Here is a 23,489-nt window from a genome sequence, read left to right as displayed (position 1 = left end):
CCTGCAGTTGTCGACGGGGGTGAATCCGGGCCATGGTTCCGGGGCGTGAGCGGATATCGATGAGCTGGCGTTTCCACGGGAGCGCCGCGGCGTGGGGCCTCTGGCTCGCGCTCGGCGGCGCGGGGTGCGGGGATCAGCGCTTCGTCATCGGCATGTTCGCGCCCGGGCAGGGCGGGGGCGGGGCGGCCAGCGCGCCGGAGCGGCCGACGTTCGAGCCGCCGGCGGCGATGACCGAGCTCAACTCCGATTCCAGGGAGGAAGACCCGACCCTCACGGACGATCTGCTCGAGATCTATTTCATGTCCGATCGCGGGGGGAGCCGGGACATCTGGACGTCGCGGCGGGCAGGGGTGGGCTCGCCCTGGGACGCGCCGCGCGCCGTGGAGAGCATCAACCTGGCCGAGAGCATCGAGGACACCCCCTGCGTCTCCGGGGATGGGCTCCGGATCTGGTTCTACAGCGGGCGCGAGCCGGAGGGCATCTGGCTCGCCGAGCGCGCCAGCCGGGACGACCCGTGGGGAACGCCAGCGCACGTGGGCACCCTCGCCGTCGAGGGCGCCACGGTGATGGGCCCTCACGTCGATCCCCCAGGGCTCCTGGTCGTGGCCGGCGTCACGCCCGCGGACGCGGAGACGTACCTCGCGATCGCATCGCGTGAAGGCCCGGAGGACGACTGGACCGCGCTCGTCCCGCTCGCCGGGCTGGACGGCCCAGGCGACGAGGGCGCCCCGTTCCTGTTCGACGACGGCAAGCAGATCCTGTTCCGGTCGAGCCGCGCGGGAGGGGGAGACCTGTTCTGGGCACGGCGGGCAAGCGCCGAAGCGGCGTTCGAGGAGGCAGCGCCGCTCGAGGAGCCGGTGAGCCTCCCCGGGGAGCGCGACACCGATCCGCACCTCTCACCGGACGGCTCCGTCCTGTATTTCGCATCGACGCGGACCGGCGTCGCCGACCTCTACGAGGCCCGCCGCGCCGCGCCTTGATCGGACTCCCGATCTCGCGCGGCGCGGAGAGCGACGTAGATCCCGCGCGCGGCGCCGGACGAGGCGGCGGCAAGACACCTCCCGGAAGCTCACGACGCGTGGATCTGCGGCATCCTGTGTTGATGTAAAAGTCTTTCCGGGCGCGAACGCTCCGAACCTCGCGCGAAATTCGAGCGACCCATGATTGATCGCGGGCGCTCCGGTCCACGTGGGAAAGCGGGACCAAGAGATCTCCAGGAGGTTCGATGCATCCTCTGCTTTGCCGGTCGTGGCGACGGTGCGGGTCTGTGCGTACATGGGGCCTCCTGATCGGCGTCGTCGCGTCGCTCGCGGGTTGCGGCGAGGAGACGCCTGGAGCGGGCCCCGGCGCCGGCGGGCAGGGCGGCGGCACGACCGGTGCCACCAGCACGAGCGCGTCCTCCACCGCGGGCACCGGCGGCGCCGTGAGCAGCGCGGAGGCGACGACCGGCACGGGTGGCGCCGGCGGCGAGGGAGGGAGCGGCGGCGCCGGAGGGAGCGGCGCCGGGGGCAGCGGCGCTGGTGGCGAGGGAGCGAGCGGCGGCGCGGGCGGGGGCGGCGACCGGTGCGCGGAGGCGCTCCACGACCCATCGAGCCCGCCCGGGGCGCTGCGGTTGTCCGGCGACCTCGGGACCCACGACCCGTCGGTCATCCAGGCCGGCGACCGCTATTACCTCTTCCAGACGGGCGACCGGCTCCCGATGAAGACGTCCTCGGACCTCCTCGACTGGCAGTCTGCCGGTCGGGTGTTCAACGCGCGGCCCGCCTGGCTCGCGGAGCGGGTGCCGGGCGTGACCGACCTGTGGGCGCCCGATATCTCCCGCTTCGGGGACGCTTACCACCTCTACTATTCTGCCTCCACGTTCGGCAGCAATCGCTCGTGCATCGGGCACGCGACGAAGGCCTCGCTCGACTCGGCAGAGCCCTGGACGGACCGCGGCGCCGCCATCTGCTCGAACACCGGCGCGACGCGGGACGAATGGAACGCCATCGATCCGAACGTCGCGCTCGATGAGGAGGGCACGCCGTGGCTCGTGTTCGGGAGCTTCTGGACAGGTATCAAGATGGTGAAGCTCACCGCGTCGGGGGAGCGGGCCGACGGGGAGCTCCACGCCCTCGCCTCGCGCCCCGACGCCAGCGGCGCGCTCGAGGCGCCCTTCATCGTCCGGCGCTGCGGCTACTATTACCTGTTCGTCTCGTTCGACTCCTGCTGTCGCGGGGTCGACAGCACCTACAATGTCGTCGTCGGCCGCGCGACGAGCATCACCGGCCCGTACGTCGACAGGGAGGGCAAGGCGATGACGTCCGGCGGCGGAACCCTCCTCGTCGAGGGGAGCTCCCGGTGGCGAGGGCCCGGGCACAACGCGGTCCTGTTCGCCAAGGACCGGGCCTACAACATCTATCACGCGTACGACGCCGAAGCGAACGGCGCCCCCACGCTGCGCATCTCGGATCTCGCGTGGGACAGCGGCGGCTGGCCGATCTCCGGAGGGCCGTGACAGGCGATCCGGCGGGGCGTCTTGACCAGGACTTCTGCCCTCGTGCATCGTCGCTGACGTGCGAAAGCCCGCGACCGACCTCCCGCCGCCGGTGGAGGGAGCGCCTGCGAGGGCGGACGAGCTTCTCGGGCTCGCTCGGGCCGCGGCGGCGCGCGATCCTGCGGCCATCCGCACCCTCATCACCGAGCTCGGCGGGGCCATGCTCCGGACGGTGAGGAAGGTGCTCGGCCCGCATCACCCCGACGTCGAGGACGTCACGCAGGAGGCCGTCCTCGCGCTGCTCCAGGCGCTGCCGTCCTTCCGCGCGGAGTGCACCGTCGTCCATTTCGCGAACCGCGTCGCCCTCATGACCGCGCTCGGCGCGCGCCGGCGCCTCCGCGTGCGCGCGCGCTACGACGAGCCGGACGCGCCGGTCGAGGCGGCCGCGGACGAGAGCGGCCCGTCGCCGTTCGCCCACGTGGTCTCGACCCGGCGGCGCGAGATGGTGCTGGAGGTGCTCGACAGGATGCCGGAGGCGACCGCCGAGGCGCTCGCCCTTCATTTCGTGCTCGGCCACACGGTCGACGAGATCGCGGGGCTCGCCGGCGTCTCTCCGAACACCGTCTGGAGCCGGCTCCGCCTCGGCAAGGAGGCGCTGCGGCGCGCGCTCGCCAACAACGCGAAGCTGGCCGAGCTCTTCCGGGGGAGGGAACCATGAACGTGGACTGCCGGAGCGAGCTCCTCACGCGCGTGCGCCGCGGCGTCGCGACGGAGCCGGACCGGCGCGCCTTCGACGCCCACCTGGGCGCGTGCGCGTCGTGCCGGATGAGCTGGGTGCTCGCGCAGGACTTCGACGCCGTGGGCGCGGCGGAGCCCGGCGACGCGGAGCTCCTCGCGCGCATCGCGAGCGTCGCGATCGGCAGGGCCGGGGGCGGAGGCGCGCCGGACGACGTGCCGCGCACGGACAGGCCCGTGTGGCCCGTGGGCGACACGCCGGCGCTGCGGGAGGGCGCGCCGGTGTGGCCGGAGAGCGCGCTGGCGCTGCGGGAGGGCGCGCCGGCGCTGCGGGAGGGCGCGCCGGTGTGGCCGGAGAGCGCGCCCGTGCGACCCGACAACGACGTCCGGCGCGGCGATGACGTCGCCCCGCCCGGGAGCGGCATGGCCGGGCGGTACAAGGCGGGCTGGCGGCGGAGCGCCTGGCTCTACGCGGCGGCCGCGGTGCTCCTCTGCGGGGTGGCCGCCGCGGCCACCGCGCTGGTGGAGCGCCCGGCGCCGGGCCCGAGCGCCCGCCGGGTGGAGCCGTCGCTGCGCGCGGTGGTGTCCCGTGCGCGCCCGCCGGCGCCTTCCGCGGCCGCGCCGTCCGAGGCCGCGCCTCCCGCGCCGGACGGCGCGCCGGCGCCCGGCGGAGCGGCGCTGCCGGAGCTCGCGGCGCCCGCTCCGCGGCCGCCCGAGGCCGCGCGCGGGCCAGGCGCGGAGGCCGCGCGCGGGCCAGGCGCGGCCGCGTCCTCGACCGCCGCCTCGACCGCGGAGCAGCTCTTCCGGGAGGCCAACGACGCGCGGCGCGCCGGCAGCACCCAGCGCGCCATCGAGCTCTACCGCGCGCTCCAGAAGCGCTTCGCGGGGTCGCCCGAGGCCACCCTCTCCCTCGTATCGCTGGGCGGCCTCCTCCTCAACGGCGGCTCGGCCGCCGCGGCGCTCGCGCAGTTCGACAGGTACCTCGGCGTGGCCGGCGCGCGCCCGCTGGCGGTCGAGGCCCTCTACGGCCGCGGGCGCGCCTTGCGGGCGCTCGGGCGCTCCGGCGACGAGGCGCAGACCTGGCGGCGCCTGCTCCGCGAGCACCCGAGCTCGCCGTACGCCGAGCACGCGCGCCGCCGCCTCGCCGAGCTGGGCGGGTGATCGCGACGCGCGCGCCCCTCTGGGTCGGCCTCGCCGCCGCGGTCGCGCTCTCCGCGGCGCGCGCGCGGGCCGACGGCGCCCGCGCCGCCCCGGCGGCGGCCGCGCCGACCGGCGCCGTCGCCGCGGCGCCGTCGTCCGCGTCGCCCGGCGCTCCGGTCGTGGAGGTCGTGCTCACGGGCGCCGAGGGCGACCTCGGCGCGATCCGGACGGCGCTCGAATCCCAGGCGCTCTCGGCCTTCACCCTTCGCTTCCGGGCCGCGCCGCGCTTCGACGCCACGGCGCTCTTCGCGACGCGCGCCGTCTCCGGCGTGGCCCTCTCGTGCTGGATCGACCTGAGCGACCCGCGCCGGGCCGCCCTCTACTTCACCGATCCCGTGGCCGATCGCTTCCTCGTGCGCTCGATCGAGCTCTCGGGCCGCTTCGACGAGCTCGATCGCGAGTCCGTGGCGCAGGTCGTGGAGCTCTCGCTCCGGTCGCTGCGCGAGGACGCGCGCTCCTCGCTCGACCGGGCGCAGGCCCGCGCGCTCCTCCTTCGCCAGGCGCCGGCCCCCGAGCCGCCCCCCGACGCCGCGGCCCCCGCCGTCCCGGCCGCGACGCGCCGCGCGCTGGAGCTCGGCGCCTTCTACGGCGTCGCTGCGCACTCGGCCGAGGTCGGCCTCACGCACGGCCCCGGCGTGCGCGTCGCGCTCGGCCGGAGCTGGGGGCGGCACCGGCTCGCCCTCGACGCGCGCTTCCAGTACCAGTTCGAGCGCCGCTACGAGGAGCCGCGCATCGGCCTCGATCTCCGCACGATCACGCTGCGCGCCGACGCCTCGTGGCTCCACGCCCTCGCCCCGGGCGCGACGCCGCTCGAGCTCGGCGCGCGGCTCGGCGCGGGCGTCGACCGCGTGGACGCCACCCCCCGGCCGGGCAGCGACGGCGCTCCCGGCTTCGTCCCTGCCGCGGCGAGCGCCTCGAACGCGCTCGTGCTCGCGGCCGGCCTCGTGGCCAGGCTCCCGCTCGGCCGGGACCTCTGGATGTTCGCCGAGCTCTTCGCCGAGCTCGACCCCGCGCGCGTCCGCTACGACCTCTCGCTCGAGCAGGGGACCGAGACCGTCCTCTCGCGCTACCGGCTCCGGCCCGGCGTGCTCCTCGGCATCGAGCTCTGACGCCCGCGCGCCTCACCCCTCGAGGACAGGAATATGGAGAGGTTCACAGGGAGGCGGGGAGGCGGGGAGGCGAGAGCCGGGATCGGTTGTTCAAAACAGCAGTCTCAGCGACGGGCTGCTTCGGATCGGGTCGATGCGGAGCGAACGAGGGCCCCCATCTCTCGCATCTCACCCTTGTTCTCTCTCTCGCCTCCCCGCCTCCCCGCCTCCCTGTGTACTCTCTCTTTCTCTGTCTCCCGCCCAACAAGCCGCTGCTGCCGGCGGCGTCGCGTGCCGCGGCAGACCGGCAGCCCGTTGGGGGGCGAAGCGGCCTGTCGGTCGCACCGTGGCCCGTTCGTTCATGCGGTAGTTCTACACCCAGCGCTCTGGCGCTCTGCTGCGCGATCGCGCTCGCCAGAGCGTTTTTCCACCGGCTGACGTATCGCTCCGCCGCGCCTCGTGCGACGTCGGGGAGAGGAGAGACACGATGTTTCGCGCACCCTTCCTTCTGTCTGACAGATCTTCGATTCCGTTGCGCGCGCTGCTCTCGGCGGTCCTCGTGGCCGCATGCAGCGCCGACGACGGCGCTGCCGGGGCGGCGGGCCACGGCGCCGGCGCAGCGGAGGGCGCCAGCGTCACGGGCGCGGGCGGCGACACGGGCGCCAGCGTCACGGGCACCGGCGGCGACACGGGCGCCAGCGTCACGGGCACCGGCGGCGACACGGGCGCCAGCGTCACGGGCACCGGCGGCGCGGGCGAGGGCGGCGCCGGCGGCGGCGCGGCCGGAGGACCGACGGGCGCCGCTGGCGGCTCGGGCGGCGGCGGCAGCGCCGAGCTGCCCGACGTCGCGGTGTACATCGCCGGCGACTCGACGGTGCAGACGTACGTGAACAGCCCCATTCACCAGGCGGGCTGGGGTCAGTTTCTGGGAGAGTTCTTCGACGCGCGGGTGCGCATCGAGAACCGGGCCATCGGCGGCCGGACCGCGCGCCGCTTCATCGACGAGGACCGCCTGGCCGACATCCTCGACGACATCCAGAGCGGGGATTACCTGCTCGTCCAGTTCGGCACCAACGACAGCAACAGGAACGCGACGTACGAGCACGACGGCGCGGCGATTCCTTACTACCTGGACCCGGCGACGGACTTCAAATCGTACCTCACCGAGTACATCGAGGGCGCGCAGGCGCACGACGCGATCCCGGTGCTGGTCACCGCGCCCCCGCGGCGCTCCTGCACCGGGGACAGCCACGAGTTCGGCAACGGCCTGGCCGCGCATTCGCAGGCGATGCGGGAGCTCGGAGGCGAGCTGGACGTGCCCGTCATCGATCTCAACGAGATGACGCTCGCCCACCTGCGCTCGATCGGCTGCGTGGCGGCGGGCGAGGACTTCTTCCTCATCCGGGCGGACGGCTCGGTCGACGGCACCCATTTCCAGGAGACCGGCGCCCGCGTCATGGCGGGCTTCGTGGCCGACGGCACCGCGGACGCCGGCCTGCTGCTCGCGCAGTACCGGAAGTGAGGGCGCCCGGGGGGGATGCCCTCCTGCGCTGGCGGGCGGGCCGCGCCGCGGCCTCGCGCGGGGCGACCTGCCCGCCTTGCGCGGCCTGCGTCACCGCACGTGGATGTCCGGCCTCGGGGGCGCCGCCATCCCGCCGCCGATGTGGAAGCTCGGGTGGGGCGGCTGGTTGTATGCGGTCTGCTCCGAGGTGATCTGCATGCGGTACTGCGGATCGTGCATGAGCGTGTAGATCCGCCGCGTCGTCACGTTCGTCGTCGTGTAGATCCGCAGCGCCGAGCTGTCGGACTCGCGCCACACGATCTCCTCGCGCCAGTCGCCGAGCAGGTCGGCCGTGAGCGCCGGCGTCGACTTGGTCCCGTTGTTCGAGGCGCACTGGCTGCAGCTCAGCAGCGAGCTGCCGCCGTACTTCGTGATCGACGTCTTGTCCTGCAGCTCGCGCAGCTCGTCCGCGTCCCACCAGATCAGGAAGTTGGCCGACGCGGGCTGGGCCCCGACGCGCGCTCCGGTGGTGGTGGACAGCAGCCCTCCCGTGGAGTTGGTCCACATCTCGGCGCCCGGGCTGCTCGCGAGCACGTCGGCCGCCACGCCGCGCCCGGTGTCGGCCCCGGTGACCGGCCCCTGCCAGAGGACGGCGCAGGTGTTCGCGTCGTGGATATCGTAGGTCGGCTTGCTGCCGTCCTCGTGGGGCATGAACACCTCGAGCCCCGGGCGCGACAGGACGAAGTCGCTCACGTGCAGCGCGTCGCCGTGCCCGAAGTTGGTCGAGCACTTCCGGGTTCCGTTGCTGTCGATCGTGGAGGCCCCGTAGATCACCTCCTGGGCGCCGTCGCCGTCGACGTCCGCCACCGCCATGGAGTGGGCGCCCTGCCCCGTGTACGCGGTGTTCGCGTTGCTGTCGGCCTTCCATATCTGGGTGAGGCTGCCGTCGCGGAACCCCCAGGCGGTGATCGTGGCGCGCGTGTAGTAGCCGCGGGCCATCAGGATCGCCGGCCTGCCGCTCGCGTCCTGGCCTCTCCCGAGGTCGCTCACGAACCCTGCGCTCGCGAGGAACCGATCGACGCGGTTGCCGTAGTTGTCTCCCCACGAGGACACGGTCCCTCGCGCCACGTCGAAGGCGACGGTGGCGAGCTCCGCGCCGTTGCTCCCGCCGAACACGGTCAGGTACTCGGGCCCGCTGAGCACGTAGCCCGCGGCGTTCCGGTGGTCTGCCGCGTCGTCGTCGGAGGCCGCCGGGCCCTTGCTCAGGGCTGCGCCCGTCCCGTCCCGCGTGCCCGGAGCGGTCTTCACCGCGACCTCCGCGCTCCCGTTGCCGTCGAAGTCGTAGACGACGAACTGCGTGTAGTGCGCGCCGGCCCGGATGTTCCTCCCGAGGTCGATGCGCCAGAGCCTGCGCCCGTCGAGCTCGTAGGCGTCGAGGACCACGGGCCCGGTGCAGCCGGCCTGGGAGTTGTCCTTGGCGTTCGAGGGATCCCACTTGAGGACGATCTCGTACTGTCCGTCGCCGTCGAGGTCTCCGGCGCTGGCGTCATTGGCCTCGTACGAGTACCTCTCTCCCGCGTTGTCGCATTTCGCGGGTGTCGTCCCGCCTGCGGGCGCCGAGAGGGGGATGCGCAGGTAGTTCTGGCCCCAGGTGGCCGCGGCGGGCGAGGCCGCCTGGGCGACGCCGCCCACGACCGCCCTGATCGTGTAGGTCGACGAGGTCGTGCCGGAGGCGTCGAGGTAATTCGTGCTGTTGGTGACGTTCGCGATGCGGCTCCCGTTGCGGTACACGTCGTACGAGATCGCGCTCGGGTTCGCGGGGTCGTACTCGTAACCGAACATCCTCCAGCCAACGTAGACGCCGCCCGCCACCTTGACGGCGACCACCCCGCGATCGAGGTCCTCCATCTGGAAGTGCCCGCTCGGGGCGGCGCCGCCGCTGCCGCCCGCGCCGCCGCTGCCGCCAGCGCCGCCGGAGCCCCCCGCGCCGCTGCTGCTGCTGCTGCTGCTGGCGCCGCCGCTACCGCCCGCACCACTGCTGCTGGAGCTGCTGCTGGCGCTGGAGCTGCTGCTGGAGCTGCTGCTGCTGCTGGCGCTGCTGCTGGCGCTGGAGCTGCTGCTGCCCGAGCCGCCCGCTGTCACGCTGGCGAGCGCAGGGCGCTGCGAGGGGCCGCTCGCGTTGGCGCAGAACCCGAACTTCGTCGAGGCACCACGGGCCAGGGCCGCGTTGTGGGCGGCGGGGGTGGCGATGAGCTGCGATCCGCTCGTGGTCGTGCTGGCGTTCCAGGCGTTCGTCACGGAGGAGCCGTTCATGGTGAGGACCACGCGCCACGTCGCGGTGTCGGCCGGCCCCGTGTTCTCGATCGTCACATCGGCGCAGTACCCGTTCCCCCAGTCCGACGCATACGCCAGCGTCGCGGTCAGCCCGTCGCCCGTCAGCGGCTGATCCCAGTCTTCTTGTTGCTCGAGCTCTCCTTGAGGCTCGTGAGCGTCCTCCAGGACGCACGCGCCGAGGAGCACGAGGGCGGTGGCCGTTGCTGCCGACAAGCAAGCTCGCATGGAAAGATCCTTTCAAGGCACGCGGCGCACGAGGCGATCCGCGAGAAGAAAACCAGGTCCCCAAAGCCAGCGGCTCCTCGGCCGCCTGTTCCCGGCGACGGAGGATCCGTCAATGACCTTCAAGATGCCCGGGCAGCCCGGAACCAATCACCAGAATTCCAGAAGGCTGTGCGCTTCTCGGTAGATCGGAGTTTTTGCTGCGCACGAGAACGCGTGATCCTCGCGATGACCGCGGGTGTTCATGAGACCCACGCCACCACCGATGTCCCGACATCCCCTGGACGTCGAGCGGCCGTGCTCGCCCACCGGCATCCGTGGCGCTGCCTGGTCTGCTCCGGAGCCGTGGATTCCTCCCGGAGAGCCGGACCGGGCGGCGGGCAGCCCACGGTTGAGGTGACCTGGAGGCGCGAGCCACCCACAAGAAATCCACAGCATGTGGACAAATGTCCAGTGGGTGCCCCTGCGAGCGCCGCCGGCGCGCCTGGCTGCCGGCGTCCTGCGCGACGCCTGACGTCAGCGGGGGCTCGACCTGCTCCTGCACCCGCGATCCGCGCCGGGGGTCAGGTCGTCGGCGGGCGGATCTGCTTGCGGATCTTCTTGATGAAGGTTTGCGTGCACTTGCCGTGGCTGCCCTCGTGCTCGATGATCTCGCGCGTCAGCTTCGCCTTCGTCTCGTTGGAGACGGTCGCGCTGGCCTTCACCTCGTTCGCGAGCTGGCCACCTTCGAGGGTCGCGGGCCACGTCTGCTTCTCGACGACGGCGGCCACGTTCGTCGGGCGGTGGTGCGAGGCCTTCGTCTTGGTGACGTCGCGGAGGCCTCCCTCGTCGGACCGCCGCCCGGAGCCGTGACAGCTCGGGCACGTGGTCGTGTTTCCAAACGAGTTGGCGATGCGACCGTCGCCGCCGCAGATCCCGCACGTCTCTACCATCCGTGGGGTGTACTGTATTTCCCCCACGCGTGCAGGATTTCTCTCGCGCGCCTCGCGCCTCGCGCCTTCGGGTGCCAGGCGAAGCGTCGCGTCGGCACGGCGGACGCGGCGCACGGGGCCGGGCGCCCGCCGAGCGGGCGAGGAAGCCAGCCGCGGCTACAGGCGCTCGGCGTTGCATGACGGGGCGCGCCGACCCGGCGTGAGCTGGCCGTCCTCCTGGCAGAGGTCGAGGCACGAACTGCGGCAGCCGCTCGGATTGTTCGGCACGAACTTCACCGTCACCGACCTCGCGCCCATCATCGTGACGAAGCAGGCGTTGCCGAGGACGCTGTCGCAGCCGGTGAACGCGACGTCGTGGCCCGCCGACGAGGCCAGGAGGAACACCTCGCTGCGCGTCGGGAACGCGGCCGAGCAGAGCGAGGTGCAATCGATGTCGAGCGGGGTGCTCACCGCGCGGCCCGCGCCGCCGCCGGGAGCGCGGACCACGCTCGTCCGAGCACCGCGCTACAGGCCGCCCTTCTCACACGGGATCTCGTACTTGTCGGTCATCATCAGGGCCCACTCGCCAGGGCCGACGAACTCATTGCCGACGAACTCCTGGCGCAGCACCGACGGGTCCTGGGTGCACTTGCCGTCTTGTTTCTTGTAGATCACGGTGGCGTTCGCCACGCGGCCCGTCACGATCCCGCTGTTCTCGTTGCGCTCGATCCGCCACTCGTCGTCGGAGAAGATCACCTTGGCGGCCGTGATGGTCCCCTTGGACTTCATCTTGTCCACGAGCTGCTGCGCGAGCGCCTCGTCGTGAATCTTGCCGGGCGCGGGGATCGGGGGAGCTTCCTTCTTCTCCTTCTGCGCTTCCTGCGCTTCCCGCGCCTTGGCTTCGTCGGAAGCGGCCACGGCGGTGAGCAGCGAGAAGCACCCCGTCGAGGAGAGGGCGACGGACATGAGAACGATGGCAGAGCTTGCGTGCTGGAGTGCGCGTTCGGATTTCATCTGGAGATCTCCTGACGGAGTGGTGGGTTGCGTCGACGAGGGCCGCCTGCGCCTCCCGTGGAGCTCGGAGGAACGCGCTCGGTCAGGGGTAATGGTCCCGCTGTGCGCTGCTGTTGACGGCTCGCCCACAATGCGTGTCACGGTTTCAGCTACCTGAAAGATCGTCAAGAAAAATCGCGGCCGAGCGCACCCGCGGGACGCGCGGCGTGTGTGGTCTTCCTGCCGGTGCGCCTCAGCGGCGCCCGCGATCCATCTCCCGGAGGGCGAGCTTCGCGATCGCCCGCAGGGTGTCGAACACCCCGCGCCCGCGCGACGCGGCGGCCTCGAACTCGGGCGCTCCGGTCGGGTTGAGGAGCCCGCGGAGCTCCGCGACATCGGCGATCCCGTCGAGATCCCGCTTGTTGTACTGGATCACGAACGGCAGCCGCCCGGGCGAGCGGCCCTCCTCGGCGAGGTTGTCCCACAGGTCGGCCATCGACTCGACGTTCGCGTCGAGCCGGGCGCGCTGCGAGTCCGCCACGAACACGACCCCATCCATCCCCTTCAAGATCAGCTTCCGGCTCGCTCGATAGAAGATCTGCCCCGGCACGGTATAGAGCTGGAGGCGCGTCCGGAAGCCGGACAGCCCCCCGAGATCGAGCGGCAGGAAATCGAAGAACAGCGTGCGATCGCTCTCGGTCTTCAGCGAGATGAGCCGCCCCTTGGCGCTCGGCACCGTCCGATCGTAGACGTGTTGAAGGTTCGTCGTCTTCCCGCCGAGCCCGGGCCCGTAATAGACGATCTTGCAGTAGATCTCCCGGCTCGCATAGTTGATGAACGCCATCGGCGTGCTCCTCCAGAGTCGACGTTCGAGGGGAGGCGAGGCCGTCCCCACATTGGAAACGAAGGCGATCAGCCGCTGTCGCATCGAAGGCGAAGGCAGCGGCCGACGACCGCATGGGAAGGGAAGGCGACGGCCGGCCCTCGCGACGAAGGAATCCGGCGGTCGGCCCCCGCTCTGGGGGGGAGGGCGGCGGCCGCTCCCCCTCTCGAATGCCGCCTCGAGCGCGGCGCGCGCCGCCTTGCCCGGGCGCCCGGCTCGCCGGGGCGCCCGGGCGCCAGCGCTCCGCGTCACGTCACGTCACGTCACGCGCCGCAGGCCGCGAGCCGCGGTGTCGCCGCCGGCGCGGCGCCGACCGCCGCGCCGGCGGCGCTCAGCAGGACGCGTCGGCGATCGCGTGAAGGGCCGCCACGAACCCTTCGAGCGAGGCGTCGCGCGCGTCGCTGTGCTTCACCAGCCGCTCGTTCACCGCGATGAGCTCCGCGACGTCCGGGCTCGCGCCCTGGAAGCGCCGGAGCTCGTGGACGGCGCGGCTCACCCGCGAGGGCGGGTCGAGGCACGCGAGCGCCGAGAGCGCCGCCATCGCGCCCGCCTGGCGGCCCGCCGCGAGCGCTTCCCGCGCCATCCCGAGCAAGACCTGCGCGAAGGCGACCTGGATCGCCTCCAGGAAGCCGCGGGAGATCTCCTTGCCGCCCTGGCCGGCCTCGCTCCACGCGAGCGTCACGAGCTCGCCTATCTCGGAGAAGGCGCGCCTCGACATCAGCGTGGAGAGCGTCTCCAGCCCGTGCCTGTCCCAGGCAGCCCGCGTCGTGAGCTGGCGCGCGAGCCACGAGAGCACCCCATACGCGTCGCCCCCCGCCCGGATCGACCCGAGCGCGATATCCATCAACGCCGCCCTGGCCACGCCGTGCGCTTCGAGCCAGCCGAGCAGGTTGGCCCGCTCTCCTGCCCTCGGCGTCCGCCGCGTCTTCTCGAGGATCGCCTCCCGCAGCGCCGCGGGGAAGTGTCGGATATCGACGCTCCAGTCCTCGTCCGACCCGCGCGCGCGCTCCATCGCCAGGGCGGCCAGCGCGTCGTCGTCGAGCGACAGCGCCCCCGCCCGCCGCGCCGCGAGGATCTTCGCGATCGGCATGTCGCGCAGCGCCGGGCGCTCCGCGTCCAGCCCGTCGAGCTCGTCCCCGTCGAGCAGCGGCGCCGGCCCCCGGTAGGCCCCCGGCGAGAGCACGAACCCGGATTCCCATTGCACAGGCTCGCGCCGGCAGCGCGCGAGCACGCGCTCGTAGATCGCCTCAGGGACCTTCCCGCGCACGAGATCCGCGAGCTCTATCCACTCCTCCTCGTCGAGCTCGAGGCGCGGCACGCTCAGCACCTCGTGCTGGAAGTGCGCTGGATCCCGGATCGCGAGCCGCGCGAGCTGCTGGATCACCGGCCCGCTGAAGCCGCTCTCGCAGCGCGCCCTCCAGCGCAGGAGATCGGATGTCCCGAGCTCCTCGATGTGCTCGGACAAGAAGGCATGATCGTCCGGCTCGAGCGCCGGCTGGCGAAGCACATGAAAGAACGCGACGGGACGGGCGCGGCCCCGGTGCGCGCGCACCAGGGCGTCGATTTCCGCCTTTCGCATGGCGCGACCTCATCATCCCGAGCCGTGAGAGCTCAGGGAGCTCCTTGGGTCTATCGTCGCCTGGCGCGTGCGCGGCCCGTCATGACTCGGCGGTCGGTGGAATGACGGATCCTGTTCCTGACCGGTGCGACGAGGATAGCGCGAGCGGTCCTCCTGTCAAGCGGACAAGGCGGGAGGGGCCTTGAAGCGGGTCAACCCGCGATGAACCGCAACGGCAAGGCGACCGGGGGGCGCGCGGTGCAGGTCGAACCGCCGAGGGAGACGTCCCGGGTGGTCAGCCGGGGGACGGAGTGGGCTCGAACCACGGGGGCGTGCGAGAGCACCCCGGCGGCCATGCGGCGACCGCCCGGGTTTCGCGGCCCTCGGGCGAGGCGGCGCGCCGCGCTGACCGGTGAGAACGACCGGGTACTCGGTCATCTTGGACGAGCAAAGCCCGGGAGGCGGCCGACCTCTCGGGCTTCGATCGTTCGCGCTGTCAGCGTTCGGCGCTGGGTGGCGCGGTCCGCCTCACTTGACGAACACGAGCAGCTTCTTGATGCCGTTGACGTCGAAGACCTTCACGCCGACGACGTCGCTCACGTCGACGTCGTTGTTGCTGAGGACGTCGCCGATCTTGATCCCGTTGGCGACGTCGACGTCCTTCAGCACGTTCTGCAGGTTGAGGAGCTGAAGGTTCAGGATGAGGTTGTTCAGCGTGTTGTCCACGATATCGATATCGGCGTCGTTGAGGACGTCCTGGAGGTAGACGATCTTGATGTGCTCGGCGTTGATGACCTCATCGTTCAGGTCCAGGGTGTCCGTGAGCTGGGCGGCGACGGCCACGAGCCCGGAGGCCACCGTTGTGTAGTCCGGGGCGTCGGCCTTCACCGGAGCCTCCCACGACGCAAGTGCGGGGGCCGAGAGGCTGAGGGCAACGAGGGCAGCGCCAACACCGGAGAGAACGCGAGACTTGAGCGACTTCATTTTCGTTTTGTCCTCGAACTTGGGGGTTTCAGTCAGATTTGTTTGCTTCGAACACTGAACGCCGGTCAACAGCCTGCCACCAATCCATCCAACCGATCGTGTGCTCGGGCGGCTCGGGTCGTCCGATGCGCGCGTCCGTATCGATCGATCTCGACCTGGGGTCGCCATCCGACGCTCTCGCGCCGGCTTCGAACAGCACGGTTGTGCCGAGCGGGCCTCACTGAAGAAGCCCTCCCGCGCGGCGCGCGATGCGTAGCGGCATACGCGCCATCTCCGATGCTTATTTATATCTGGTGTTGCTCCGGCGCTCACGCGCTCTGTCGAAGACCGTTTCGTCTTCGCATCGGTGCTTATTCACGGATGGTGCCAAGCACAGAGTCGCGGCCGACGTCGGGAGTCTGTGAAGAAGTATAGCTCTATTGTCGATTTTGCCGTCGATGGGTGTGGCCGGGACGACAGGCGCGCCTCACTGCATGGGCACACTGAGACAATAGGCTACGCGAGGTGGATGAGCTCTCGGCGTAGTGCGATTGAAGATTGTCTGTCTTGATGGGCATGATAACATGAAAGGTTTTGCCGGCAAGGGCGTGTGCGTCGCGTCATACGATTCTGGTGAACGACGGTCGTTTAATGCCAATCCAGTGAACGGCGGTCGTTTCACGCCATGGCCACACCGGAGGGTAGGCGGCGGACTCATCGGTTGGTGATGTCTCCGTACGACCCTGAAGAGCAGGGCGCGCGTGACGATCGTCCGTCACGACGCGGCCCTCGCGCGCGAGGTGCGCGTGAGAGGCGGGGGCTCAGCCCTCAACCGGAGCGGCGGGGAGCGTAGGTGAGCTCAGGCGGGTAGCTGGAAGATCGGGGGTCTCCAGCGCGAAGAGCACGTCCTCGTAGCGGGGGCGGCCCGCATCGCGCCGGGATCGACCTGGCAGACCGGGGCCGCGCGCCGGAGCTCGGCGTCATGGGGCGCGGGGTCGCGCGGACGCGGGCGCCAGCTCCTCTTGAACGAGCAAAGCCCAGGAGGCGGCCGACCTCCCGGGCTTCGTTCTCTCTGCTGTCAGCGCTCGGCGCTGGGTGGCGCGGTCCGCCTCACTTGACGAACACGAGCAGCTTCTTGATGCCGTTGACGTCGAAGACCTTCACGCCGACGACGTCGCTCACGTCGACGTCGTTGTTGCTGAGGACGTCGCCGATCTTGATCCCGTTGGCGACGTCGACGTCCTTCAGCACGTTCTGCAGGTTGAGGAGCTGAAGGTTCAGGATGAGGTTGTTCAGCGTGTTGTCCACGATATCGATATCGGCGTCGTTGAGGACGTCCTGGAGGTAGACGATCTTGATGTGCTCGGCGTTGATGACCTCATCGTTCAGGTCCAGGGTGTCCGTGAGCTGGGCGGCGACGGCCACGAGCCCGGAGGCCACCGTTGTGTAGTCCGGGGCGTCGGCCTTCACCGGAGTCTCCCACGACGCAAGTGCGGGGGCCGAGAGGCTGAGGGCAACGAGGGCAGCGCCAACACCGGAGAGAACGCGAGACTTGAGCGACTTCATTTTCGTTTTGTCCTCGAACTTGGGGGTTTCAGTCAGATTTGTTTGCTTCGAACACTGAACGCCGGTCAACAGCCTGCCACCAATCCATCCAACCGATCGTGTGCTCGGGCGGCTCGGGTCGTCCGATGCGCGCGTCCGTATCGATCGATCTCGACCTGGGGTCGCCATCCGACGCTCTCGCGCCGGCTTCGAACAGCACGGTTGTGCCGAGCGAGCCTCACTGAAGAAGCCCTCCCGCGCGGCGCGCGATGCGTAGCGGCATGCGCGCCATCCCCGATGCTTATTTATGTCTGGTGTTGCTCCGGCGCTCACGCGCTCTGTCGAAGACCGTTTCGTCTTCGCATCGGTGCTTATTCACGGATGGTGCCAAGCACAGAGTCGCGGTCGACGTCAGGAATCTGTGAAGAAGTTTAGCTCTACTGTCGATTCTGCCGTCTAGCACTATGGCCGGGACGGCAGGCGCGCCTCACTGCATGGGCACACTGAGACAATAGGCTACGCGAGGTAGACAAGCTATCGGCGTAGTGCGATTGAAGATTGTCTGTCTCGATAGGCATGATAACATGAAAGGTTTTGCTGGCAAGGGGGCACGCGTCGCGTCATGCGATTCTGGTGAACGACGGTCGTTTAAGACACGTCAGTGAACGGCGGTCGTTTCACGTCATGGCCCGTCCCTCCCCCGGCGGGCTCATCGGTAAATGTCCATGCACGACGCGGGTTTCGCCGCGCAACGGACGCCGTCACGGCGCGCCAACGCCATCGCGATCGGCGGCCCTCGGCGGCGCTCGTCTCTCGATCTGCCAGGGACCTGTCCACGTCGCGGGGCAGCATGGGTCTCCGCGGGAGTCTGCCGCATGCTGGAGCATGCATTTGCATGCTCCGGCATGCAGGGGCGTCCCGAGGCACGCTGGTGCATGTTCCAGCATGCAGGAGCACCCTGAGGCACGGTGGTGCATGCTCCAGCATGCAGGGGTGTCCCGAGGCACGCTGGTGCATGCTCCAGCATGCAGGGGCGTCCCGAGGCACGCTGGTGCCTGCTCCGGCATGCGGACCTGGCAGCGGAGCACCGGCGGTCGCTGGTGCGGCTCGGTCCTCTCGCACCGCTGACCCGGGGAGCCGCGTGCTCGGCGCGGGTGGGGGCCCGCCCTCGCCAAGCGGCGAAAGGGTCTGAGGGTAGCGCGGCGCGCGGCGGCACCGCGAGAGCCACCTTCGTCGATATCGTGCTGTGGCAGCGAACCCGTAGCGCTGCTCTCCACTTGGTTCACGCAGGCACGCGGTCACGAGAGCTGTTTGGCAGGAGACAAAGTGGAACGGTGAACGAGCGCGGCAGACGAGGTGGCGGGCAGATCTCGTGGGGCGGCCCTCGAACCAGCTCGCGTGGAGGCCTCGTCTCGCGCTGGCCGTATGACGTCGTGGGGTGCACCGCGAGAGGTGCCGTCCGCGTCGATCCAGCGGCGCGGGCGCGCCGCCGGATGGCGCGGCAGCGCCAGCGGAGCGACGCCCGACTGAGAGCGTCCACCCCCGTGGAAGCGCGGTCGGAACCGTGCTGCGCATTCGTCCACGGCCGTCCGCGGTCGTCCAGGATGTCGAGACGAGCGCACATCCACTTGCGTCATCCCGCAATCGATTGCGCGCTGATTCCCGTCGTGCCAACTCAACTGGACGCGGCGCGCCCGGCCTCTCGGCTGAAAAGGCGGCGCGAAAGCAGGTGTTGTTGGCGACGCAGAACGTGGGAGGGGAAACGTGCAGCGCTGGCGTACATGTTGCCATTCATCGCGACGGACGCCCACGCTGAATAAGCCTCCGGCGCTGCCGGGGCGACGCCGTGGAATCCTTTGTTCTTGATGAAAGCAAGGTTGGAAGAGCCATGAACGAACAACGACGCGCGTTCGACCGCAGGCAGTTCTTGCAAGGAATGACCCAGTTCGCCATGGTGGCAGCCACGGCGCCGGCGCTCGGCAGCTCGGATGCCTGGAGAGGCGTCGACTGCACCACGCTCACCGCGGGGCGGCCCGAGGACGTGGGCATGAGCTCGGATCGGCTGGAGGACGTCTTCGCGCGGATCCAGCGCCGGGTGAGCGATGGACTCTTCCCCGGCGCCACGGCGCTGGTCGCGCGCCATGGAGTCGTCGTGGGTCATCGGGCGTTCGGCACCAAGGTCGCCGGCGCCGATGAGCCGGTGACGCTCGACACGATCTTCGACCTGCAGTCGATGACCAAGGTGCTGTCGACGGCGGCGGCGGCGCTCGCGCTCGTCCAGGAGGGCGTGATCGCGCTGAACGCTCCGGTCGCCAGGTACCTGCCGGAGTTCGCCGCCAACGGCAAGGGGGCCATCACCGTCCACGACATGCTCCGGTATTCGGCCGGTCTGCCGGTGGACAACCAGTTCCTGGACGTCGCGGACGAGGAGACGGTCTGGCACCTCATGGCCGAGACGCCGCTCGAGTATACGCCGGGGACGTCGGTGCTCTACAGCGACCTCACCTACCGCCTCCTCGGACGGATGATCGAGGCCGCCGCGGGGCAAGATCTCGATACCGTCGTGGGCACACGCATCTGGGGGCCCCTCGGCATGAACGACACGATGTACAACCCGCCCCCGGCGCTCCACGAGCGCGTCGCGGCCACGGCGTACTCCGACCTCCGGGGTCACATGTGCCGGGGCGAGGTGCAGGACGAGCAGGACTGGGCGCTGGGCGGCGTCACCGGCTGCGATGGCGTCTTCTCCACGGCGAGGGACATCGCCGTCTTCTGCCAGATGATCTTGAACGGCGGCGCTTACGGCGGCGCCGAGATCCTGCGGCCGGACCTGGTCCGCCGCATGAAGCGGAACAACACGCCCCAGGTGACGGAGGCGGCGACCGACACCTCGCCCATCGAGAACCTCCTCCTGACCCCGAAGGGCCTCGGCTGGGAGCTCTGGACGAGGCGGTTCTCCAACGGCGGCATGCGCCTGTCGCCGCGCTCGTACGGCAAGGCGGGCGGCGCGGGCACGTTCATGTGGGTCGATCCGGACCACGAGATCATCGGCGTCCTCCTGACGAACCACGGCCTGCCGCAGCCGTTCGACGGGCTCCACTGGAGCCGGATGCTCGACACCGTCGGCTGCGCCGAGTTCTTCGACGGCATCATCAACGCCGTGCACCACTGACCTCCTCGCCCGCGCCGCCCGGCGCGGCGTCGCCCGGTCGCTCGCGACAGCCCGGCCTGCCTGCGCCCCGGAGGGGACGGCGCGGGCGCGCCCCGCCCCTCAGCCAGGATCGAGCGCGTAGACCGCCGTGGTCGTCTTGCGCCCCGTGAGGTTGCGCTCGCCGAGCGCGCGCAGGGGGAAGGCGTCGCCGGCGAGGAGCCTCGTCGCCTCGGAGACGAGCACCTGGTTCGGCGCCGCGATGGCCTCGAGCCGCGAGGCGACGTTCACCACGTCGCCGATCACCGTGTACTCCATCCGCTTGTCGGAGCCGATGTTGCCGACGATCGCCTCTCCGGAGTTCACGCCGACGCCGAGGCGGATCTCGATATCGTATCGCTCGCGCCACTCCTCGTTCGCCGTCTCGAGGAAGCGCATCATGTCCTCGGCGGCGGCGAGCGCGCGGCGCGCGTGATCTTCTTGCGGGAGCGGGGCGCCCCACACCGCCATGACGCAGTCGCCGATGAACTTGTCGACCGTGCCCCCGTGCCGGAACACGATCTCGGTGAGCATCGAGAAGAGCTCGTTCAGGAGGGCGACCATGCGCTCGGCGTCGCGCGACTCGGCGAGCGGCGTGAAGCCGACGACATCGGCGAACAGCACCGAGACGGCCGCCCGCTTGCCGCCGAGGGCGAGCGGGTGCTCGCCGCGGACGATCGCGTCGACGACGGCCCTGTCCATGAACCGGCCGAGGTCGCCGCGGAGCTTCGCCTCGCGCGCGATGTCGGCCTCGCCCTGCTCGAGGTCCGCCGCCATGCGCCGGAGCGAGGTGGTGAGCTCGCCGATCTCGTCGCGCCGGGCGGGCTGCGCGTCGCCGAGCGCGATCTCGCGCCAGCGCCGGGCGCCGATGAGCCGCGCCTGCGCGACGAGGCGCAGGATCGGGCGCGTCACGTGCCGGGCGGCGAAGGCCGCGAGGGCGATCGCGAGCAGCAGCGCGCCCGCGGCGACGGCGGCGCCGCGGCGCCGCATCTCGTCGAGCGCCGCGAAGGCCACCGGCTCCGGGCGCCAGATCGCGACCGCCCAGCCGAGGTCGGGCAGCGTCTCGATGGCGCCGATCATCCGCTGGCCACCCTCGTCGTGCGGGGCGAGCACGCTGATCCTCTCGGTCCAGACGGCGCCCGGGGGGAGCTTGCCCCAGAGCGGCAAGGCGGAGACGTCGCTGCCCGGCGCCGCGCCCGGGACCCCGAACGCCGCGATCGCCCGGCGATCGTGCCCCGCGATGAGCAGGCGCACGTCGCGGCCGCCGAAGCGGCGCTGGGCGATCGCGGCCAGGTCGCGCTCGAGCGCGTCGAGCCCCACCGGCGCGACCACGTAGCCGGCCGGCCCGCGCGGGGAAGGCGGCGCCGCGCCGCCGGCCGCCGCGCCGCCGGCCGACGCGCCGCCGGTCGCGCCTGCCGCGTCGGCTGCGCCCGCCGCGCCCGCGGCCTCGCCCGGGGACCGCACGCGGGCCACCAGCAGGCCCTGGGCCGGACCGACCACGCCGAAGCCGACGCCGTGCTCGTCGGCGAGCCTGCGCAGCGCCGGCGGCGCCGCGGGCACGTCCGCGCCGGTCGACGCCTTGCGGATCACGGTGCTGATCCCCGCGTCGGGCACCTCGAGCCGCACCGCGTCGATCAGCGCGCGCGTCGCGACCAGGGCGCGCACCGACGCGACAGCGTCGTCGTCCCGGATCGCCCCGCCCGCCGCGTGGCCGAAGATGGCCGCCGCCGCGACCGCGTCGCTCTCCACATCCCGGACGAGCTGGATCGAGGCCGAGGCCACCTCGGAGAGGATCGCCGCCTGCAGGCTCTCCTCGGACGTGCGCACGGCGCGCTGGTTGACGTCGGCGAGCAGCGCCACGGCGGCGGCCACGGGGACGAGCGCGATCGCCGTGAAGAGCGCGATCGCCTTCGTCTTGAGCGAGAGCGCCCTCACGCCGGGGCCTCGGCGCGCGTCCGGCGCGTCACTCAAGGGGCCCGTCCTTCCAGCCGGCCGCGCCCTCGTCCGTGCGCTTGCGGATCTGGAACTCCACCCGGCGGTTACTGGCCCGGCCCTCGCGCGTGCGGTTGTCGGCGATCGGGCGGCGCGCGCCGAAGCCGCGCGCCTCGAGGCGGCGGGCGTCGATGCCGTGCGCGGTCAGCCACGCGACCACGGCGAGCGCGCGGCGCTGCGAGAGCCTCAGGTTCGCCTGATCCGCGCCCTGGTTGTCCGTGTGGCCGTCCACCGCGACCCGGGCGATCTCGGGGTGCTCCTCCAGGACCGCCGCGACCTCGGACAGCAGCTCGAAGCTCTCCGGCTCGATCTCGGCCCTGCCGGTCGGGAACTGGACCTGCTGCAGGATGACGATCTGCGAGCCCTCGATGCGCACCGCGAAGGGGCAGCCGTGCGTCGCGCGATCCTCGCTCGGCTTGCCGCGCTCGTAGGGGCAGGCGTCCGCCGCGTTAGGGATGCCGTCGCCGTCCGTGTCCGCGGGGCAGCCGTGTTTGGACGTGGGTCGGGACCCCGCGTTCGCGGGTCCCTCGGGCGTGGGTCGGGACCCCGCGTTCGCGGGTCCTTCGGACGTGGGTCGGGACGCCGCGTTCGCGGGTCCCTCCGGCGCGGCTCCCACCTCGTCCGCGGCCGCGCTGCTCACCCCCGGCACGTCCGGGCAGCGATCGTCGACGTCGTAGATGCCGTCGTCGTCCCGGTCCGGCGGGCAGCCGCGCCGGAAGGCCGGCCGCGCCCCCGGCGCCGCGGCCGGCGGGCGCGCCTCGCCGATGACCCGGGGGCACGCGTCCTCCGCGTCCGGGACCGAGTCCCCGTCGAGGTCGGCGACGAGCGCCGCCGCCCGCGCCGCGCCGCCGCGATCGCCGCCCGGCCCCGCCGGCGCGGCCGCGGTGGCCGCCGGCGCCGCAGCGGGCGCTGGCAGGACGTCCGCGGCGATGCCGAGCGCCGCGAAGAACCGCGCCTTGGGCGTGCCGGGCAGCCTGCCGAAGCCGGGGCCGGCGCCCGCGTCGACCGTGAGCGGGCCGAGCGACCACCGCGCCGTGAGCAGGAGCTCCGCGCCCGCGCGGCCGGGGACCTCGATCGCCACGCCCTCCGCGCCCGCGCGGCCGGGGACCTCGACCGCCCGCGCGTCGCCGGCGGCCGCCCAGACCGAGAGCTCCGACCCGAGCTGCAGCGGGCCTTTGCGGACGCCCACGCCCGCGGCCAGGAAGACCTCGCTGCCGGTCAGGCTGTCCCCCGAGGCCTGCTGGAACCGGCCCCCCGCCGAGGCCGCCCAGCGGAACCCCGGGTGCTCCGCCCCCACGATCACCCGCGGCGCGTAGCGCACGGCGCCCGCGCCGGAGAACGCCGCCTCGTCGCCTGTCGGCAGCCAGACCGAGAGCCCGAGCGCCGCCGCCGGCCGGAGCCCCTCCTGCGGCAGCAGCGCCACCCGTCCGCCCACCTGGAGATCGGCCACCGCGATGCCGCCGGCGGGCGCCCGGACGCGGATGTCGCCGATCGCGGGCGGCGCGCCGCCCTGATCCAGCACGAACGGCGCGTCGAGGTCGAGCTTGACCCGGCGCAGGAGCTCGACGCTCGCGAGCGCATGGAGGATGGCCTGCCGGTCCACCCACGTTGCCGCCCCGTCGCCAGGCTCTGTCCCGCGCACGCTGAGCGGTTGATGAGAATACGAGAGCAGAAGTCCGACCGCCGGCCGGAGCTCGCCCGACACACCGGCAGAAGGGACAGTGGAGAGCCCGTCGCCCGCGGGCGCGGGAGCGAGCCTGTCGAGCGCGGTGGCCTCCTGCGCCGCCGCCGGCCTGGAAAACGAGGCGGCGACGAGCAGCGGGGAGGCCAGGAGGGGCGCGATGACGCGCGCCGACCAATACGCCATCGGTCTGCTCGTATCCCATTGCCTGGTCCCTTGC

General features: G+C 71.8%; 17 protein-coding genes. 7 read left to right on the top strand and 10 right to left on the bottom strand.

Features of this window, described 5'->3' with window-relative positions:
* The first annotated feature begins 59 nt into the window (after window positions 1-59).
* From WME76_RS44810 to WME76_RS44785, 6 genes are all read left to right on the top strand, one after another.
* Window positions 60-980 (top strand): hypothetical protein, encoded by a 921-nt coding sequence (locus WME76_RS44810; protein ID WP_437962342.1) that lies wholly within the window; start codon window positions 60-62, stop codon window positions 978-980.
* 287 nt (window positions 981-1,267) lie between these two features.
* Complete coding sequence (locus WME76_RS44805; RefSeq protein WP_437962341.1) at window positions 1,268-2,497, top strand: arabinan endo-1,5-alpha-L-arabinosidase; 1,230 nt, start codon at window positions 1,268-1,270, stop codon at window positions 2,495-2,497.
* 58 nt (window positions 2,498-2,555) lie between these two features.
* Window positions 2,556-3,194, top strand: coding sequence for an RNA polymerase sigma factor (locus WME76_RS44800; RefSeq protein WP_437962340.1), 639 nt, complete (start codon window positions 2,556-2,558; stop codon window positions 3,192-3,194).
* Window positions 3,191-4,372, top strand: a complete 1,182-nt coding sequence (locus WME76_RS44795) for a tetratricopeptide repeat protein (RefSeq protein WP_437962339.1) — start codon at window positions 3,191-3,193, stop codon at window positions 4,370-4,372. Before WME76_RS44800 ends, WME76_RS44795 begins: the two co-directional genes overlap by 4 nt.
* On the top strand, window positions 4,369-5,520 hold the full coding sequence (locus WME76_RS44790; RefSeq protein WP_437962338.1) for a hypothetical protein: 1,152 nt from the start codon (window positions 4,369-4,371) through the stop codon (window positions 5,518-5,520). The genes WME76_RS44795 and WME76_RS44790 overlap by 4 nt, the downstream gene beginning before the upstream one ends.
* A 511-nt stretch (window positions 5,521-6,031) precedes the next feature.
* Window positions 6,032-7,021 (top strand): rhamnogalacturonan acetylesterase, encoded by a 990-nt coding sequence (locus WME76_RS44785; protein WP_437962337.1) that lies wholly within the window; start codon window positions 6,032-6,034, stop codon window positions 7,019-7,021.
* Window positions 7,022-7,111: 90 nt separating this feature from the next.
* Here the strand turns inward: WME76_RS44785 and WME76_RS44780 are convergent, their stop codons facing one another.
* The 8 genes from WME76_RS44780 to WME76_RS44745 form a co-directional block, all read right to left on the bottom strand.
* Entirely contained in the window at window positions 7,112-9,559 is a 2,448-nt protein-coding gene (locus tag WME76_RS44780) for a cellulose binding domain-containing protein (protein ID WP_437962336.1), read from the bottom strand.
* 560 nt (window positions 9,560-10,119) lie between these two features.
* A complete protein-coding gene (locus WME76_RS44775) occupies window positions 10,120-10,488 on the bottom strand; it encodes a molecular chaperone DnaJ (RefSeq protein ID WP_437962335.1) in 369 nt (122 codons plus the stop codon).
* Window positions 10,489-10,644: 156 nt separating this feature from the next.
* Window positions 10,645-10,974 carry a hypothetical protein gene (locus WME76_RS44770; RefSeq protein WP_437962334.1) on the bottom strand — a complete coding sequence of 110 codons (330 nt, stop codon included), beginning with the start codon at window positions 10,972-10,974 and terminating at the stop codon, window positions 10,645-10,647.
* Window positions 10,975-10,992: 18 nt separating this feature from the next.
* Window positions 10,993-11,433, bottom strand: coding sequence for a hypothetical protein (locus WME76_RS44765; RefSeq protein WP_437962333.1), 441 nt, complete (start codon window positions 11,431-11,433; stop codon window positions 10,993-10,995).
* Between the two features lie 280 nt (window positions 11,434-11,713).
* Window positions 11,714-12,304, bottom strand: a complete 591-nt coding sequence (locus WME76_RS44760; RefSeq protein WP_437962332.1) for a GTP-binding protein — start codon at window positions 12,302-12,304, stop codon at window positions 11,714-11,716.
* Window positions 12,305-12,674: 370 nt separating this feature from the next.
* A complete protein-coding gene (locus tag WME76_RS44755; protein ID WP_437962331.1) occupies window positions 12,675-13,922 on the bottom strand; it encodes a hypothetical protein in 1,248 nt (415 codons plus the stop codon).
* A 507-nt stretch (window positions 13,923-14,429) separates the two neighbouring features.
* Complete coding sequence (locus tag WME76_RS44750) at window positions 14,430-14,789, bottom strand: hypothetical protein (RefSeq protein ID WP_437962330.1); 360 nt, start codon at window positions 14,787-14,789, stop codon at window positions 14,430-14,432.
* A gap of 1,185 nt (window positions 14,790-15,974) precedes the next feature.
* Entirely contained in the window at window positions 15,975-16,334 is a 360-nt protein-coding gene (locus tag WME76_RS44745) for a hypothetical protein (protein WP_437962330.1), read from the bottom strand.
* A 1,963-nt stretch (window positions 16,335-18,297) separates the two neighbouring features.
* Between WME76_RS44745 and WME76_RS44740 the strand changes: the two genes are divergently transcribed.
* Window positions 18,298-19,581 (top strand): serine hydrolase domain-containing protein, encoded by a 1,284-nt coding sequence (locus WME76_RS44740; RefSeq protein ID WP_437962329.1) that lies wholly within the window; start codon window positions 18,298-18,300, stop codon window positions 19,579-19,581.
* Window positions 19,582-19,680: 99 nt separating this feature from the next.
* On the opposite strand, the gene WME76_RS44735 is transcribed toward WME76_RS44740, so the two are convergent.
* On the bottom strand, window positions 19,681-21,567 hold the full coding sequence (locus tag WME76_RS44735; protein WP_437962328.1) for an adenylate/guanylate cyclase domain-containing protein: 1,887 nt from the start codon (window positions 21,565-21,567) through the stop codon (window positions 19,681-19,683).
* Window positions 21,560-23,455 carry an OmpA family protein gene (locus WME76_RS44730; protein ID WP_437962327.1) on the bottom strand — a complete coding sequence of 632 codons (1,896 nt, stop codon included), beginning with the start codon at window positions 23,453-23,455 and terminating at the stop codon, window positions 21,560-21,562. The genes WME76_RS44735 and WME76_RS44730 overlap by 8 nt, the downstream gene beginning before the upstream one ends.
* Window positions 23,456-23,489 lie beyond the last annotated feature (34 nt).

The organism is Sorangium sp. So ce119, assembly GCF_051524405.1.
GTDB classification, from domain to species: Bacteria; Myxococcota_A; Polyangia; order Polyangiales; family Polyangiaceae; genus Sorangium; species Sorangium cellulosum_G.
This window is presented reverse-complemented; position numbering and strand designations above follow the sequence as displayed.